This window comes from Rathayibacter sp. VKM Ac-2762 (genome assembly GCF_009866585.1).
In the GTDB taxonomy this organism is placed as follows: domain Bacteria; phylum Actinomycetota; class Actinomycetes; order Actinomycetales; family Microbacteriaceae; genus Rathayibacter.
The window spans coordinates 1,625,529-1,640,929 of sequence record NZ_CP047419.1 but is presented as its reverse complement, the minus strand read 5'-3'; the positions used below and the strand labels follow the sequence as shown (position 1 = coordinate 1,640,929).

Below are 15,401 nucleotides of genomic sequence, written 5' to 3'. Positions count from 1 at the left end.
CCTCTCCCGTCATCCTCGACGTCCCGGCCGGATCCGCGAGTTCCCGGCCTCATCCGCGGCGTCCAGGTCGCGTCGAACTCGCGTCGCTACCCTGTTGCGGATGACCGACACGCCTCCTCCCCGCCGTCGCCGCACCCTCGTGGTCGCAGCGGTGCTCGTGGCCGCCGTGCTCGGTGGCGGCGCCTTCGGCGTGGGGACGGCTCTCGGCAGCGCCGCGGAGCCCGGGGCGCTGCCCGTCGTCTCGACCCCGACCGCCACCGCGACTCCCGCACCGACGCCGACGGCCACGGCGCGGCCCACCGCCGAAGCGGCGGCCGAGGCGCTCCGCACCTGCTCGGTGGCGGGGCTCGCCGCCGACCCGCGCCTCGGCTCGATGCAGGCGCGTGTGGTCGACGCCGCGACGGGCGAGGTCCTGTTCGACCGCGGGGGCGGGACCGCGTCCCGCACCGCCTCCGCCCTCAAGATCCTCACGGCCGCGTCGGCGCTCGCGGTCCTCGGCCCGGACACGCGCATCGCCACCACCGTGGTCCGCGGGAGCGAGCCCGGAAGCGTCGTCCTCGTCGGCGGGGGAGACCTCACCCTGACCCGGCTCCCGACCGGCCGGGAGTCGACCTACGCCGGAGCGGCCCACCTCGACGATCTCGCGGCGCAGGTCGAGAGCGCCTGGGAGGCCGACCCCTCCACCGCCGGGACGCCGATCACGTCGCTGGTGCTCGACTCCTCCCTCTACTCGGGCGAGACCTGGCAGCCGACCTGGAACCGCAAGGAGCAGGTCGACGGCTACATGCCCGAGATCACGGCGCTCCAGGTGGACGGCGATCGCGAGGACCCCACGGCCTCGACCTCCGAGCGCGGCACGGATCCGGTCGGCCGGGCCGGAGAGGCGTTCGCCGACGAGCTGGACGGCTCGCCCGTGGTCTCCACCGGGACCGCTCCCGCGGGCGCCGCGGTTCTCGGCTCGGTCGAGTCGGCCCCGGTCGGCACGCTCGTGCAGCAGATGCTGCTCGTCTCCGACAATGCGATCGCCGAGATGCTCGCGCGGCTCGTCGCGATCCGCACCGGCGCGGGCAGCGACTTCGCTGCCGAGCAGGCCGGTGTGCTGCAGGGGCTCGCCGGTTACGGTGTCGACACGTCCGGGATCGCGATCGTCGACGGCTCCGGTCTGAGCGACGACAACGCGGTCGCGCCGGCGTACTTCACCGAGCTGCTCCGGAAGGTGCAGGCCCGCGAGGGGCAGCTGGGGATCCTCCTGGACGGCCTGCCGGTGTCGGGCCGGACGGGCTCGCTCTCCTACTCCGACCGCTTCGTCGGCGACAACGCCGCGGCCGACGGCGCGGTGCGGGCGAAGACGGGCTGGATCGACACCGGCTACACCCTGGCCGGCGTGGTCACCGCGGCGGACGGCGCCGAGCTGACCTTCGCGGTCTACGCTCTCGGCGACGTCTCCGACTCGGCGAAGACCGCGATCGACACCCTCGTGACGGGCGTCTACCGCTGCGGATCCTCGCTCTCCGACTCCTGACCCGGACGGGTCGACCTCCCGCTCCTCCTCGCCACCTCCTCCCGGAAGGCCCACGATGACCACCGCACTCCTGATCGTCGACGTGCAGAACGACTTCACCGAGGGCGGCGCGCTCGCCGTCACAGGCGGCGCGGCCGTCGCCCAGGGCATCACCGCGCATCTGGCGGCGCACGCCGACCGGTACTCCGCGGTGCTGGCCTCCCGCGACTGGCACGAGGGCGACTCCGACAACGGCGGCCACTTCGCGGTGGAGCCGGACTTCGTCGACAGCTGGCCCGTCCACTGCGTCGCCGGCACGGACGGCGCGCGGTTCCACCCTGCCCTGGACACCGCTCGGATCGACGTGCAGATCCTCAAGGGACAGGGCCGTCCCTCCTACTCGGCCTTCGAGGGCACGACGGAGGCGGGCGAGGAGCTCGGCGCCGTGCTCGCGGAGCGGGGCGTCACCGCGCTCGACGTCGTGGGACTCGCGACCGACCACTGCGTGCGCGCCTCGGCGCTCGACGCCCGACGGGCGGGGCTCGAGGTCCGCGTGCTCCAGGACCTGGTCGCAGGCGTCTCCGAGGAGGCGAGTGCCGCGGCGCTGCGCGAGCTGACGGAGGCGGGAGTCCGCGTCGAGCGGTCCGTCTGAGGGCTCGTCCCTCCACAGGGCTCACGGAGGCGCAGGTCCTCGCGGCTCCCGGCGACCCCGCCCCTGGAGCGATCGCCCGTCCTACACTGGGAGGACGAGAAGCTCCTCCTGGCGCGGTCTGCGCGCTCCGATCCGAAGAAGTGGTTCCCTCCTGTGACTGATTCCGTCGCGTCCCGCGCCGCCGAGACCGCTCTGCTCGCCCGCATCCCCACGCAGCTGCTGATCGGCGGTGAGTGGGTGGACGCCTCAGGTGGCGGCTCGATCGACGTCGAGGACCCGGCCACCGGAGCGGTCCTGGTCTCGATCGCCGACGCGACTCCGGAGGACGGGGTCCGGGCGCTCGACGCCGCCGTCGCCGCCGGTCCGTCGTGGGCCGCGACGGCGCCGCGGAAGCGGGGCGAGATCCTCCGGCGGGCGTTCGACCTCCTGCAGGAGCGCACCGAGGAGTTCGCGCTCCTGATGGCGCTCGAGATGGGCAAGCCGGTCGCGGAGGCGAGGGGCGAGGTCGTGTACGGCGGCGAGTTCCTCCGCTGGTTCAGCGAGGAGGCGGTGCGCATCAGCGGACGCTACGGCGTCTCGCCCGAGGGCAGCGGCCGGATGATCGTCTCGCAGCACCCGGTGGGCCCCTGCTACCTGATCACCCCCTGGAACTTCCCGCTCGCGATGGCGACGCGGAAGATCGCTCCGGCGCTGGCGGCGGGCTGCACCGTCGTCGTGAAGCCGGCCGAGCTCACTCCGCTCACCACGCTCGCCTTCGCGGCGCTGCTCGCCGAGGCGGGGCTCCCCGACGGCGTGCTCAACGTGGTCACCACGTCCTCGGCGGGAGCCGTGTCGGCTCCGATCCTGTCGGATCCCCGCCTGCGGAAGGTGTCCTTCACCGGCTCCACGCCCGTCGGGCGCACGCTGCTGCAGCAGGCCTCCGAGAACGTGCTGCGGACCTCGATGGAGCTGGGCGGCAACGCGCCCTTCGTCGTGTTCGAGGACGCCGACCTCGACCGGGCGGTCGAGGGCGCGATGCTCGCGAAGTTCCGCAACATCGGCCAGGCCTGCACGGCCGCCAACCGCTTCTTCGTGCACGAGTCGATCGCCGAGGAGTTCGCCGCGCGGATCGTGGAGCGCGTGCGCGCTCTGCGCGTCGGCCGCGGCACCGAGGACCGGGTGACCATCGGCCCGCTGATCGACGAGCGCGCGGTCGAGAAGGCGTCCGCGCTGGTGGAGGACGCCGTCTCCCGCGGCGCGCGCCTGCTCACCGGCGGCGATCGGATCGAGGGGGCCGGCCACTTCTACCGGCCGACCGTGCTCGCGGGGGTCGACCGGGAGAGCGAGATCCTGCGCACGGAGATCTTCGGCCCGGTGCTCGCGATCGTGCCGTTCACCGACGAGGACGACGCCGTCGAGCTCGCCAACGACACCGAGTACGGACTGGTGTCCTACGTCTTCACGCGCGACCTCGCCCGCGGTCAGCGGATGATCGAGCGGCTCGCCACCGGGATGATGGGCCTCAACGTCGGCGTGGTGTCGAACGCGGCGGCGCCCTTCGGCGGGGTGAAGCAGTCGGGCCTCGGCCGCGAGGGCGGACTCGAGGGGATCCACGAGTACCTCAGCACCAAGTACACGCTCACCCCCGACCCCTTCGCCTGATCCGGTGGAGCGGATCGAGGTCACCGCGCTCGACGACCCGCGGCTGCGCGACTACGCGCACGCGACCGACGTCGCGCTGAAGAACGCCCGCGGCCCGCACGGCCTGTACATCGCGGAGTCGGCGCTCGTGCTCGAGCGCGCGATCGCCGCCGGGCACCGGCCGCGCTCGGTGCTCGCCCTCGGCGGGTCGGCCGGCGAGGCCGAGCGCCTGGTCGGCCGCTTCGACGTCCCCGTCTTCACGGGCCCGGGTGAGCTCCTGGCCGAGCTCACCGGGTACACCCTGCACCGCGGCCTGATCGCGGCGATGGACCGGCCCGTGCTGCCCGACCCGGCCGGCCTGCTCGCGGGAGCGCGCCGCGTCGTCGTGCTCGAGGACGTGGTCGACCCGACGAACGTCGGCGCGATCTTCCGCTCCGTCGGGGCCATCGGAGCCGATGCCGTGCTGGTGACGCCGCGCTGCTCCGATCCGTACTACCGCCGCGCCATCCGCGTGAGCATGGGAACGGTCCTTCAGGTGCCCTGGACGCGCGTCGGCGACTGGCCGTCGACGCAGCGGCTCCTGCACGGAGCGGGCTTCACGATCGCGGCGATGGCTCTGACCCCGGAGGCGGTGCCCCTGCGGGACTTCGCCGCCCGCGCTCCGGAGCGCGTCGCCCTCGTGCTCGGCACCGAGGGGCAGGGTCTCACCGCCGACGCGCTCGCCGCCGCCGATGTCGCCGTCCAGATCCCGATGCGGCACGGGATCGACTCGCTCAACGTCGCTGCGGCGTCGGCGGTCGCGATGTGGGCGCTCGCCGAGCCCTCCTGAGAGGCGCGCCTGTGCCCCGTTGGGGGTGCCACTGGGGCGTGAGAGCGCGCCCAGCGCTCGCCGGAAGCATCGACTGCGCTACCGTGGCCGCACTCCTGCCCGCAGCCGTCACGAACGAGGTCGTCCATGCTCCTGCGCACGACGCTCCTCCCGCCCGTCGCGCTGCTCGTCGGAGTCGCGCTCGCACTGAGCCTCACCGCCTGCTCCGGTCCCGCCGCGGAGGTGCCGGACGGGTCCGTGCGCGACTCGGGCTCCGTCGCGACCGCCGCCCCGGCGCCCACCGGCACAGCCGATCCCGAGAGCGGCGCGCGCATGACCCGCCTGATCAGCGACTGCCTCGCCCGCTACGGCCTGAGCGACCGGCCGCCGCTCGCGAGCCCGCTCGCGGAGGAGGAGGTCCGCCTGGCGGCGCAGCGCGCCCGTGACGCCTACGACGCCACCCTGACCGACTGCTCGGCGCAGGCGCTCGCGTCCGGAGAGCCGAGCAGTGATCCGACGGGGGAGCCCGGCAGCGAGCCGACCGACGAGCCCGACGCCGACTCCACCCCCGCTCCGGCGGGCTGACCGTGCGACTCGAGGGGACGTCCGCGCTGATCGCGGGGGGAGCATCCGGACTGGGAGCCGCGACGGCGACGGCGCTCGACGCCGCAGGAGCGCACGTGGTCGTGCTCGACCTGCCGCACGCGGTGGAGGCCGCGCGTCTGCCCGCCTCCGTGCAGCTGATCGCCGGGGACGTCCTCGATCCGGACGCCGTCTCGCGCGCCGTGGGGGCGGCGGGGGAGCTGCGCGTCGCCGTGAGCTGTGCGGGCGTGGCCACACCCGGGCGGCTGCTCGGACGCGACGGGCCACTGCCGCTCGAGCAGTTCGAGCGGGTGCTGCGGATCAACACGACCGGGACGCTCAACGTGCTGCGCCTCGCCGCGGCGTCGATCGCCGAGCGGGAGCCGGTCGACGGGGAGCGGGGAGTCCTCGTCACGACCGCCTCCGTCGCCGCATTCGAGGGGCAGATCGGACAGGCGGCCTACGCCGCGTCGAAGGGAGCCGTGGCGGCGATGACCCTGCCGCTCGCGCGCGAGCTCGCGGCCCGGCTCGTGCGCGTGGTGTCGATCGCACCGGGCACGTTCGACACGCCCCTGCTCGCCGGGCTGCCGGACAGGGCCCGCGAGGCGCTCGGCTCGGCGACGCCGCATCCGGCTCGCCTCGGACGCCCCGAGGAGTTCGCGGCCCTGGTGCGGCACATCGTCGAGAACCCCATGATCAACGGCGAGACCATCCGGCTCGACGGGGCCCTGCGGCTGCCGCCGCGCTGAGGGACGAGCGGGCGCAGGCTGCTGGTCGAGACGTGCGGGCGTCTCGAGACGCCGCTGCGCGGCTGGTCGACCGGCATGAGGCGGCGGCGGCCGCGAGACGCCTCTGCGGCGTCCGTCAGACGAGCAGCTGGTGCTTGGCGAGGTCCCGGTACAGCGGCGTCGACTCGACGAGCTCGGAGTGGGTGCCGACTCCCACGACCTCGCCCTTCTGCAGCACGACGATGCGGTCGGAATCGACCACCGTCGACAGGCGGTGCGCGATCACCAGCAGGGTCCGGTTCTCGGCGACCGCGTCGATCGCCAGGCGCAGGCGCTGCTCGTTGAGGCCGTCGAGGCTCGACGTGGACTCGTCCAGCAGCAGGATCGGCGGGGCCGCCAGGAGCGCGCGGCCGATCGCGAGGCGCTGACGCTCGCCGCCCGAGAGCATCACTCCGCTCTCGCCCACCGGCGCGTGCAGGCCGAGCGGGTTGCGCTCGAGCACGTCGGTCAGGTTCACCGCCTCGAGCACCCGGAGGCAGTCGGCGTCGTCGGCGTCGGGGCGGCCGAGGACGAGATTCTCGCGGATGGTGCCGGCCAGGACGGGGGCGTCCTGCTCGACGTAGCCGATCTGCGCGCGGAGCGCATCGCGGTCGATGGCCGTGATGTCGACACCGCCGAGTCGGACGACGCCGGCCTCCGGGTCGTAGAACCGCTCGATGAGGGCGAGGATCGTGCTCTTGCCCGCTCCCGACGGCCCGACCAGGGCGGTGCGCTTGCCGCGCGGCACGGTGAAGGAGACGCCGCGCAGGACGGTGCGGTCGCGCTCGTCCGCTACGGCCGCCGCGTCGGGCACGGCGCCCTCCTCGTAGGAGAACACCACGTCCTCGAAGGAGATGGCCTCCTCCGCCACGCCGGCGCCGAGGCCGCCCGCGGAGGCGTCGCCGTCGCCCTCGATCGGCAGATCGATGATCTCCTGGATGCGGCCGAGGGCGCCCAGCGCCGAGTTCACCGAGGTGATGGCGCCGATGAAGTTGCCGAGCGGCATCACCATCATGAAGAGGAAGAGGATGAACGAGACCAGCTGGGCGATGTCGATCGCGCCGGACGCGACGCGGTAGCCGCCGACGCCGAGGACGGCGAGGAAGGCGACCTGCATGGCGATCCCGGCCACCGGCACCACGAGGGCCGAGACGTGCGCGACGCGGATCCCGAGGCGGTACGCCTCCGTCGCGTGCTGGTCGACGACCGCGATCTCGCGATCGGTGGCTCCGGCGGCACGGATCGTCCGGACGGCGCTGATGGCGCGCTCGACGGCCGCGGCCAGATCGCCGACCTTCTCCTGGGCCTTGCGGCTGGCGGTGCGGATGCCGCGGCCGAGGGTCAGCGCGAGCCCGAGGGCCACCGCCACCACCGCCACGATGATCAGCAGCAGCACCCAGTCGATGACGGCCATCGCGATGATCGCGCCGACGAAGACGAGGGAGCCCGCGATCGAGTCGACGAGCCCCTGGGTCAGCACCGCGCGCAGGAGCGTGGAGTCGGAGCCGACGCGCGAGACGAGGTCGCCGGTGCGGCGCGCGTCGAACTCCCGGATGGGGAGGCGCAGCAGCCGCGCGACGAGGCGGCGGCGGCTCGAGAGCACGATCCCCTCGCCGGTGCGCTGGAGCAGGTAGTGCGCGAAGCCCGAGATCAGCCCGGAGGCCACGACCAGGCCGACGAGCGCCCACACCAGCGGGCCGAGATCGAGACCGGACTGGACCCGGGTGATGACCTGGCCGACGAGCAGGGGCTGGCCGAGGCTCGCCGCCGCTCCGAACAGGCTGAGGACCACGACGACCGAGAGGATGCCGCGGTGCTCGAGCAGGTAGGGCACGAGCTGCGAGAAGGAGGCGCGGGGTCCGTCGTCGCGGGAGGGTCGTCGTCCGCCGCGCCGGGAGGTGGTGGTGCTCATCGCCGTCCATTCTGCCCCGTCGTCGCTGCGAGCAGGCCGCCAGAGGGCGGGCCCGGTGCTCAGGGAGGGAGCGGAGACGCGGACGGCCCGCCGGGGGATCCCGTCGGGCCGTCCTCCGCAGGGAGTCCTACGAGACGTTGTCGTGGTACGACGCGTTCTTCGTCTCCTTGGAGAGCAGGAGCGCGATCAGCGTCAGCACGGCCGCGGCGCTGAGGTAGAGGCCGACCAGCACGGTGCTGCCGCCCGCCGCCCTCCAGAGCGCGACCGCGATGATCGGCGCGAGGGCCGCTCCGAGGATCGATGCGAGGTTGTACGCCATCGCCGAGCCGGTGTAGCGGACGTTGGTCGGGAACAGCTCGGGGAGGACGGCGCCCATCGGGCCGAAGGTCAGGCCCATCAGCGTGAAGCCGAGGATCAGGACGGCCATGACGCCCGCGAAGCCGGCGCTGAACAGGGGCACGAAGAGCAGGCCGAACACGAGGATCGCCGCGGTCACCACGAGCAGCGTCCGCCGGCGGCCGAAGCGCTCCGCGAGCGGGCCGGAGACGAGCGTGAAGATCCCGAAGAACACCACGCCGACGATCAGCATGACGAGGAAGTCGTTGCGCGTGTAGCCGAGGCCCGGAACCGCGCCGTCGACGGGCGAGGTGCCGTAGGTCAGCGTGAACGTGGTCATCAGGTAGAAGAGCACGTAGGTCGCCAGCATGATGAAGGTGCCCAGGATGAGCGGGCGCCAGCTGGTGACGAAGACGCGGGCGAGGGGCAGCTTGGCGACCTCGCCCTTCTCGACGACCTTCTGGAACGCGGGCGTCTCGACGAGCTTGAACCGCACGTAGAGCCCGATGATCACGAGCACGGCGCTCGCCAGGAACGGCACGCGCCAGCCCCAGGCCGCGAACGTCTCGTCGCTCATCGTGCTCGCGAGCACCAGGAACAGGACGTTGGCGACGATGAAGCCGATCGGTGCGCCCAGCTGCGGGAAGGTGCCGTAGATGGCGCGCTTGCCGGCCGGTGCGTTCTCGGTCGCGAGCAGCGCGGCTCCGGACCACTCGCCGCCGAGGCCGAGGCCCTGGCAGAAGCGCATCACGACGAGCAGGAACGGAGCGAGGAACTCCCAGCCGGGCGTGAGCGCGGTGGGCAGGCAGCCGATCAGGAAGGTCGCGACGCCCATGGTGAGCAGCGAGGCGACGAGGGTGCCCTTGCGGCCGACGCGGTCGCCGAAGTGGCCGAAGATGATCGACCCGATCGGGCGCGCGATGAACGCGACGCCGAAGACGGCGAAGGAGGCGAGGAGGGCCGTGGCCGGGTCCTCGTTGACGAAGAAGAGCGACGGGAAGACCAGGACGGCGGCGGTCGCGTAGGCGTAGAAGTCGTAGAACTCGATCGAGGTGCCGATGAGGCTGGCGAGGATGACGCGGCCGCGGGAGTTCTGCGGGGCGGCTGCTGGCGCGTCGGAGACGGCGGGAGAAGACATGAGGGAGGGGCTCCGTGTGGACGGCGGCTCCCCCCGAGCCGGCGGGGCGGGGCGTCGATCGGGCGTCGCGGGCCGCTGGGGCGAGGGGGAGGAGAGAGGGGTCGCTCGTGACGACCCGTCCACTTTACTCCGTGTTCTCCCAGGTTCGTGTGCGGGCGGCCCCAGGACGGGGGCCGCCCGCAGTGGTTCAGCTGCGCAGCGAACGGAGGAGCAGAGCGGTCGAGACCGCCGCCTCGGCCGCCTCGCGCCCCTTGTCCTCCTTCGAGCCGGGAAGGCCCGCGCGATCGATGCCCTGCTGCTCGGTGTCGAGGGTGAGCACGCCGAAGCCGACCGGCTTGCCGGTCAGGATCGAGACGGTGGTGAGCCCGGAGGTGGCGGCGTCCGAGACGTACTCGAAGTGCGGGGTGCCGCCGCGGATGATCACGCCGAGGGCGACGACCGCGTCGGCCCCCGCCTCCAGGGCCGCCTTCGAGGCGACGGGCAGCTCGAACGAGCCGGGCACGCGCACGAGCGACCAGGACGCTCCGGCCTCGTCGAGGGCTCGGCCCGCTCCGGCGATCAGACCGTCGCTGATCTGCTCGTGCCAGGTGCCCGCGATGACGACGACGCGCAGTCCCGCGCCGTCGAGAGGGGAGGTGGTGGGGGCGCCGCTACCGGCCATTGCTACTCCTTCGTGGTGGCGCCGGCGATCCCGGCGTCGAGGGCGAGGCCGGAGATCCCGGCGTCGAGGGGGTCGTGGTCGAGGACGCTGTCGAGGGTGTGGCCCATGCGGTCGCGCTTGGTCTCGAGGTAGCCCTCGTTGAAGGCGCCGACCCCGACGACGAGCGGCACGCGCTCGGCGACGACGATGCCGCGGTCGGTGAGCTGGCGGACCTTCTCGGGGTTGTTGGTGAGCAGGCGCACCTCGGTGAGGCCGAGGTCCTCGAGGATCCCGACCGCCGCTCCGTAGTCCCGCGCGTCGGCGGGGAGCCCGAGGGCGAGGTTCGCGTCGAGGGTGTCGAGGCCGTCCTCCTGCAGACGGTAGGCGCGCAGCTTGTTGATCAGGCCGATGCCCCGGCCCTCGTGCCCGCGGAGGTAGACGACGACGCCGCCGTCCCGCTGGATCGTGTCGAGGGCGGCGTCGAGCTGGGGTCCGCACTCGCACTTCAGCGAGCCGAACGCCTCGCCGGTCAGGCACTCGGAGTGCACGCGCACCAGTGCGGGCCGCCCCGCGGCGACCTCTCCCGCGAGGATCGCGACGTGATCCGCTCCGGTCTGCCGGTCGCGGTAGGCGCGGATGCGGAACGGGCCGTGGGTGGTCGGCACCGTGGTCTCGACCTCGAAGCTCACCCGCGCGCTCTCCGGGACCGCGACCGTGACGGGCACCTCCGCGTCGCAGTGGAACTCCTGCAGGTACGCGATGAGGGCCGCGACCGTGGTCACCGGCACGCCCTCGCGCTCGCCGAGGGCGATCAGGCCGGGCAGCCGCATCATCTCGCCGTCCTCGGCGACGATCTCGGAGATCGCGCCCACGGGGTACAGGCCGGCGAGCTTCATCAGGTCGACGGCCGCCTCCGTGTGCCCGTCGCGCTCGCGCACGCCGCCGTCGACGGCGCGCAGCGGCAGGATGTGGCCGGGGCGGTTCAGGCGGGAGGGGGTCGCCTCGGGGTCGGCCAGCACGCGGAGGGTGTGCGCGCGGTCGGAGGCGCTGATGCCGGTGGAGAGCCGGTCGGCCGCGTCGACGGACAGCGTGTAGGCGGTGCCGCGCGGGTCCTCGTTCTCGACCACCATCAGCGGCAGGGCGAGGCGGTCGGCGATCTCGTTGGTCATCGGCGCGCAGATGAACCCGGAGGAGTGGCGGACCATCCAGGCGATCGTCTCCTGGCTGGCGAGCTGGGCCGAGACGATGACGTCGCCCTCGTTCTCGCGGCCCTCGTCGTCCGCGACGATGATCGGGCGCCCGGCGCGCAGCGCCTCGACGGCCTCGGGGATGGTGGCGAGGCTCATGAGCGGGCCTCCGCGATCGAGCGCAACGCGAGCATCCGCTCCACGTGGCGGGCCAGGACGTCGGTCTCGATGTTGACCCGATCGCCGATCGCGCGCGCGCCCAGCGTGGTGACGGCGAGCGTCTCGGGGATCAGCGAGACCTCGAACCACTGCTCCGGCTCGGCGGCGGGGCTGATCGCCGAGACGGTCAGCGAGACGCCGTCCACCGCGATCGAGCCCTTGTCGACGACGAGCGGAGCGATGCCGGTCGGCAGCGAGAACCGCAGCACCCGCCAGGCCTCGCCCGGTGCGATGGCGAGCAGCGTCGCCGTGCCGTCGATGTGGCCCTGGACGATGTGGCCGCCGAGCCGGTCGCCGACCAGCGCGGCGCGCTCGAGGTTCACGGGGTCGCCGACGCCCACGCCGTCGAGGGTCGACATCCGCAGGGTCTGCGCCATGACGTCGGCGGTGAAGCCCTGGTCGGTGTGCTCGACCACGGTGAGGCAGACGCCCGAGACCGCGATCGAGTCGCCGTGCCGCACGCCCTCGACGGCGAGGGGCCCGCGGATGCTGAGGCGGATCGCGTCGGCGCCCGCCTCGACGGCGGTCACGACGCCCTTCTCCTCGATGATTCCGGTGAACATCAGTGGGTCTCCATCTGCAGGGCGTGGGGGAGGCGGGCCGGGGTGCCGGCACCGCCCGCGGGGAGGACGTCGGGGCGCGCGGTCACGAGGAGGTCGTCGCCGAGGATCTCGACCGAGCGGAGGGAGAGGCGCCGGGCCCCGCCGATGCTCTCCACGCCGAGGTCGCCGAGCGCGAGGCGGGGGCCGCCGAGGAGCGCGGGCGCGAGGAACACGAGGTACTCGTCGACCAGTCCGGCGGCGACGAGCGCGGAGGCGAGGGTCGGTCCGGCCTCGACGTAGACGCTGCGGATCTCGGCGGAGTAGAGGTGCGCGAGGACCGCGGCGAGGTCGCGGGTGCGCTCGACCACGACGGCGCGGGGGTGCTCGTGCAGGCGGGCGCCCGGCGGCACGGGGCGCGTGCCGACGACGACGGGCACCGGCTGGTGGGCGAGGAGCTCGCCTCCGTCGCCGCGGGCGGTGAGCGCGGGATCGTCGGCGAGGACGGTCCCGGTGCCGACGAGGATCGCGTCGTGCGCGGCACGCTGCTCGTGCACGCGCTGACGGGCCGCCGCTCCGGTGATCCAGCGGCTGCTGCCGTCCGCCGCCGCGGTGCGGCCGTCGAGGGTCGAGGCCCACTTGAGCGTGACGAAGGGGCGGTGCAGGCGGGTCGCGGTGAGCCACGGGTGGAGGAACTGCTCTCCCTCCTCGGCGAGCACGCCCTCGATCACCTCGACGCCGGCCTCGCGGAGGGTGCGACCGCCGCCGGCCGAGCGCTCGCCCGGGTCCGGCACGGCGTAGACGACGCGGGAGAGGCCCGCCTCGATCAGGGCGCGGCTGCAGGGACCCGTGCGCCCGGTGTGGTCGCACGGCTCGAGCGAGACGACGGCCGTCGCGCCCTCAGCGGCGCCCGGCGCGACGTGCGACAGGGCGTCGACCTCGGCGTGCGCGGTGCCGGCTCCGTGGTGCCAGCCCTCGCCGAGGACGGTGCCGTCGGGCGCGAGGATCACGCAGCCCACGCGCGGGTTGGGTCCGCGGGCGGGCCCGCGCTCGGCGAGCGCCAGCGCCCGGCGCATCGCGTGCTCGTAGTCGATCGTCATTCCCGGTTCTTCCGTTCGTCGCCGAACTCCGGGGTCTCGATCGACGGTGCGCGGACACCGTCGCTCAGCATCGCGCGGTGATGCGCGACGCTCGTGCTGCCTCTCCTCCGGACTTTCACCGTCGGTCCTGGAGTTCCACCAGGTCAACCGCCGCCCCTCTCGAGGGGCTGCGGCTCGCGGACTGTGACCGCCGGTTCGGAATTCCCACCGACCCCGGAGCACGTGCTGTCCGGTCAGCCTACCCACCCGCCGCCCGGCGGGAGCCTCCGCGCGTCACACTCCCGGCGCACGGTCGGCTGGCGCGGGGCGGGCGGCGCTCGGACGCAGGGGCCGGGTCGCGCTCGTCGAGTCCCGCGCGGCAAAGGACGCCCGGCTCAGTGCCGGTGCTCGTCCACCCAGCGCGGGAAGGGGTCCGCGTACTCCGCCCAGGCGGCGGGGCCGGCCAGCAGCTCCTCGGGGGTGAGCAGGCAGCTCTGCAGGACGGCGGTCAGCCTCCCGGTGTCCAGGCCCGTCCCGAAGAAGGCGAGCTCCTGGCCGAGAGGCGCGTCCTCGTCCCAGCTGAGCAGGCTGGTCGGGTCCAGCGTCAGCACGTCGCCGGCGACCGACCACGAGCCGACCCGGTCGGCGCGCGTCGCCAGGCGCACCAGGCCGCGGGAGCGGAGGATGCGGCCCACCTTCTCCGCCACCAGCTCCCCGTGGACCGCCGTGCTCAGGCGGCCGGGGTGGAAGGGCAGCGGATCGCGGAACACGAACTCCTCGACGGTCGTGCCCGAGGCGCGGCGCCGCGAGGTCCCGTTGAGGGCGCACTGCCAGCCCATCGAGGAGGCGATCGCGTGCGCGCGCCGGGGGTGGAGCCTCCGTGGCGCCGCCGGGAGCTCACCGGCGGGGAGGAGATCGGCGGTGGGGGCGAGTGCTCGCAGGAGGTCGCGGACGAGCGCGGTCCGCTCGGGGTCGCTCTCGGAGAGGGGCTCGGCGAGGGCGATGAGGCTCGAGAACTCCAGGCGGGCGGCGAGGCGCTCCGCCGAGTCGAAGGAGGGGCCCGCGCCGCCGCAGAGCACGCGCAGGATCTCCTCCGTCGACGTCACGGCGACCACGTCGAGGATCGCGATGCGGGTGTCGGCGGGATGCCGCTGCGCGCAGAGGTGTTCGAGCACGAGTCCGATCTCGAGCGGGTCGGCCTGGCCATCGAGGGCGACGACCGTGTGACCGCGGTGGCCGTCGTCGGCGTCGGCCGCGAGGCGCCGGTGGAGCTCCTCGGCGAGAGCGGGACCGTCGGCGCCGGGCGGATCGACCTCGAAGGCGATCCGGGACTCGGGCCTGCCGGCGAGGAGCGCGGCGGTCCGCCCGGCGTCGCGGAGGTCGGTCGCGCTGACGAGGGTGACGGCGAGGACGGGGGGTGCGGGGTGGTGGGGCTCCATGGACCGCTACTCTATCGATAACAGTTCTCATTAACGACAGGAGCATCCGTGAAGGTCCGCAACTCCCTCAGGTCGATGAAGGCGCAGCCCGGCTCGCAGGTGGTCCGCCGCCGGGGCCGCGTCTTCGTGATCAACAAGCTGAACCCGCGCTTCAAGGCCCGTCAGGGCTGAGCGCCGACGGGAGGGTGCGAGCCCTCCCGTCGCGCACGGCCTCAGTGCTCGTCGTAGTGGCCGGCGTGAGCGGCGTGCTTGTGGCCGTCGTGGACGAAGTCCACGTGGTCGTCGTGCTGCACGGTCTCGTGGCCGCAGGCGTCGCCGTGCTCGTGGTCGGCGGTCGAGTGCTCGGCCTCCGACTCGTGCTCGTCGTAGTGGTCGCCGTGCAGGGCGTGGTGGTGCGTGCCGTGGACGTAGTCGACGTGGTCCTCGTGCTGCACGGCCGGGTGGCCGCAGCCCTCGCCGTGCTCGTGCTCGGTGACGGGGTGCTCGGCGTGGAGATCGGTGGTGCTCATGGTGCTGCCTTTCCGGATGCGGGGGCCGCGGACGCGACGGGCTCCAGTCGATCAGATCCATAAACGCATTGCAATGGATGCGCCTAATCGAGAGCGATCATCGTTCCCGACAGGGACGGAGGTCACCCCTCCAGGGCGTGCCGGACAGCGTCGTCGACGATGTGCGTGACGTGGGTGTCGGCGACGGAGTAGTGCGCCTCGCGGCCCACGCGCTCGACCGCGACCAGCCCGGCGGTGCGGAGCATCCGCAGGTGCTGCGAGACCAGCGGCTGCGAGAGCCCGGTCACCTCGGCCAGCCGCCCGACCGTCGACGTCTCCTCGGCGAGGGCCCGGAGCAGGCGCAGCCGGGAGGAGGAGGACAGCACCTTGAAGAGCTCGGCGGCGGGTTCGAGGTCCTCGGTCATCTGCTCATGTAAGCAGAGGTGCATGCGCCGTGTCCGCGCGGCGCCCCGCGCGCCTCCGGCTACCCTCGG

The 15,401-nt window shown here is 73.6% G+C and carries 16 protein-coding genes and 1 riboswitch; of the genes, 7 read left to right on the top strand and 9 right to left on the bottom strand.

What is annotated here, in order from left to right; genetic code table 11:
* The first annotated feature begins 100 nt into the window (after window positions 1-100).
* The 6 genes from dacB to GTU71_RS07725 all read left to right on the top strand — a co-directional run bounded on the left by dacB (window position 101) and on the right by GTU71_RS07725 (window position 5,912).
* Window positions 101-1,522: a D-alanyl-D-alanine carboxypeptidase/D-alanyl-D-alanine-endopeptidase gene (dacB, locus tag GTU71_RS07750; protein WP_159939602.1), complete on the top strand. Its 1,422-nt coding sequence runs from the start codon at window positions 101-103 to the stop codon at window positions 1,520-1,522.
* 55 nt (window positions 1,523-1,577) lie between these two features.
* Entirely contained in the window at window positions 1,578-2,153 is a 576-nt protein-coding gene (locus GTU71_RS07745) for a nicotinamidase (RefSeq protein ID WP_159939601.1), read from the top strand.
* Window positions 2,154-2,306: 153 nt separating this feature from the next.
* Window positions 2,307-3,794, top strand: coding sequence for an NAD-dependent succinate-semialdehyde dehydrogenase (locus GTU71_RS07740; protein ID WP_159939600.1), 1,488 nt, complete (start codon window positions 2,307-2,309; stop codon window positions 3,792-3,794).
* Between the two features lie 4 nt (window positions 3,795-3,798).
* Window positions 3,799-4,602: an RNA methyltransferase gene (locus tag GTU71_RS07735; protein WP_104237712.1), complete on the top strand. Its 804-nt coding sequence runs from the start codon at window positions 3,799-3,801 to the stop codon at window positions 4,600-4,602.
* Between the two features lie 126 nt (window positions 4,603-4,728).
* Window positions 4,729-5,166 (top strand): hypothetical protein, encoded by a 438-nt coding sequence (locus tag GTU71_RS07730; RefSeq protein WP_159939599.1) that lies wholly within the window; start codon window positions 4,729-4,731, stop codon window positions 5,164-5,166.
* 2 nt (window positions 5,167-5,168) lie between these two features.
* Complete coding sequence (locus GTU71_RS07725; RefSeq protein ID WP_159939598.1) at window positions 5,169-5,912, top strand: SDR family NAD(P)-dependent oxidoreductase; 744 nt, start codon at window positions 5,169-5,171, stop codon at window positions 5,910-5,912.
* Between the two features lie 115 nt (window positions 5,913-6,027).
* Here the strand turns inward: GTU71_RS07725 and GTU71_RS07720 are convergent, their stop codons facing one another.
* The 7 genes from GTU71_RS07720 to GTU71_RS07690 all read right to left on the bottom strand — a co-directional run bounded on the left by GTU71_RS07720 (window position 6,028) and on the right by GTU71_RS07690 (window position 14,419).
* Window positions 6,028-7,842, bottom strand: a complete 1,815-nt coding sequence (locus GTU71_RS07720; RefSeq protein WP_104233721.1) for an ABC transporter ATP-binding protein — start codon at window positions 7,840-7,842, stop codon at window positions 6,028-6,030.
* 127 nt (window positions 7,843-7,969) lie between these two features.
* Window positions 7,970-9,316: an MFS transporter gene (locus GTU71_RS07715; RefSeq protein WP_104222221.1), complete on the bottom strand. Its 1,347-nt coding sequence runs from the start codon at window positions 9,314-9,316 to the stop codon at window positions 7,970-7,972.
* 187 nt (window positions 9,317-9,503) lie between these two features.
* Window positions 9,504-9,977 carry a 6,7-dimethyl-8-ribityllumazine synthase gene (gene ribH / locus GTU71_RS07710; protein WP_104222223.1) on the bottom strand — a complete coding sequence of 158 codons (474 nt, stop codon included), beginning with the start codon at window positions 9,975-9,977 and terminating at the stop codon, window positions 9,504-9,506.
* A gap of 2 nt (window positions 9,978-9,979) precedes the next feature.
* Window positions 9,980-11,302 carry a GTP cyclohydrolase II gene (gene ribA / locus GTU71_RS07705; protein ID WP_104222225.1) on the bottom strand — a complete coding sequence of 441 codons (1,323 nt, stop codon included), beginning with the start codon at window positions 11,300-11,302 and terminating at the stop codon, window positions 9,980-9,982.
* Window positions 11,299-11,925: a riboflavin synthase gene (locus GTU71_RS07700; protein WP_159939597.1), complete on the bottom strand. Its 627-nt coding sequence runs from the start codon at window positions 11,923-11,925 to the stop codon at window positions 11,299-11,301. The genes ribA and GTU71_RS07700 overlap by 4 nt, the downstream gene beginning before the upstream one ends.
* Window positions 11,925-13,001, bottom strand: coding sequence for a bifunctional diaminohydroxyphosphoribosylaminopyrimidine deaminase/5-amino-6-(5-phosphoribosylamino)uracil reductase RibD (gene ribD, locus GTU71_RS07695; protein ID WP_244230666.1), 1,077 nt, complete (start codon window positions 12,999-13,001; stop codon window positions 11,925-11,927). The genes GTU71_RS07700 and ribD overlap by 1 nt, the downstream gene beginning before the upstream one ends.
* Before the next feature lie 91 nt (window positions 13,002-13,092).
* Window positions 13,093-13,225, bottom strand: a riboswitch (FMN riboswitch).
* 150 nt (window positions 13,226-13,375) lie between these two features.
* Window positions 13,376-14,419 (bottom strand): GTP-binding protein, encoded by a 1,044-nt coding sequence (locus GTU71_RS07690; RefSeq protein ID WP_159939596.1) that lies wholly within the window; start codon window positions 14,417-14,419, stop codon window positions 13,376-13,378.
* Window positions 14,420-14,467: 48 nt separating this feature from the next.
* Here GTU71_RS07690 and ykgO point away from each other — a divergent pair, with 48 nt between their 5' ends.
* Complete coding sequence (gene ykgO, locus GTU71_RS07685; protein ID WP_104226896.1) at window positions 14,468-14,590, top strand: type B 50S ribosomal protein L36; 123 nt, start codon at window positions 14,468-14,470, stop codon at window positions 14,588-14,590.
* A 41-nt stretch (window positions 14,591-14,631) separates the two neighbouring features.
* On the opposite strand, the gene GTU71_RS16425 is transcribed toward ykgO, so the two are convergent.
* Entirely contained in the window at window positions 14,632-14,928 is a 297-nt protein-coding gene (locus GTU71_RS16425) for a hypothetical protein (RefSeq protein ID WP_104222233.1), read from the bottom strand.
* A 122-nt stretch (window positions 14,929-15,050) separates the two neighbouring features.
* Complete coding sequence (locus GTU71_RS07675) at window positions 15,051-15,332, bottom strand: metalloregulator ArsR/SmtB family transcription factor (protein WP_104222235.1); 282 nt, start codon at window positions 15,330-15,332, stop codon at window positions 15,051-15,053.
* Between the last annotated feature and the right edge of the window lie 69 nt (window positions 15,333-15,401).

Excerpts from the sequence above, each read along its gene's own strand:
- GTU71_RS07690 (WP_159939596.1), bottom strand. The coding sequence starts at position 14,419 with ATGGAGCCCCACCACCCCGCACCCCCCGTCCTCGCCGTCACCCTCGTC.
- GTU71_RS07745 (WP_159939601.1), top strand. The coding sequence starts at position 1,578 with ATGACCACCGCACTCCTGATCGTCGACGTGCAGAACGACTTCACCGAG.
- GTU71_RS07675 (WP_104222235.1), bottom strand. The coding sequence starts at position 15,332 with ATGACCGAGGACCTCGAACCCGCCGCCGAGCTCTTCAAGGTGCTGTCC.
- GTU71_RS07700 (WP_159939597.1), bottom strand. The coding sequence starts at position 11,925 with ATGTTCACCGGAATCATCGAGGAGAAGGGCGTCGTGACCGCCGTCGAG.
- GTU71_RS07730 (WP_159939599.1), top strand. The coding sequence starts at position 4,729 with ATGCTCCTGCGCACGACGCTCCTCCCGCCCGTCGCGCTGCTCGTCGGA.
- dacB (WP_159939602.1), top strand. The coding sequence starts at position 101 with ATGACCGACACGCCTCCTCCCCGCCGTCGCCGCACCCTCGTGGTCGCA.
- GTU71_RS16425 (WP_104222233.1), bottom strand. The coding sequence starts at position 14,928 with ATGAGCACCACCGATCTCCACGCCGAGCACCCCGTCACCGAGCACGAG.
- GTU71_RS07715 (WP_104222221.1), bottom strand. The coding sequence starts at position 9,316 with ATGTCTTCTCCCGCCGTCTCCGACGCGCCAGCAGCCGCCCCGCAGAAC.
- ribH (WP_104222223.1), bottom strand. The coding sequence starts at position 9,977 with ATGGCCGGTAGCGGCGCCCCCACCACCTCCCCTCTCGACGGCGCGGGA.
- GTU71_RS07720 (WP_104233721.1), bottom strand. The coding sequence starts at position 7,842 with ATGAGCACCACCACCTCCCGGCGCGGCGGACGACGACCCTCCCGCGAC.
- ribD (WP_244230666.1), bottom strand. The coding sequence starts at position 13,001 with ATGACGATCGACTACGAGCACGCGATGCGCCGGGCGCTGGCGCTCGCC.
- ribA (WP_104222225.1), bottom strand. The coding sequence starts at position 11,302 with ATGAGCCTCGCCACCATCCCCGAGGCCGTCGAGGCGCTGCGCGCCGGG.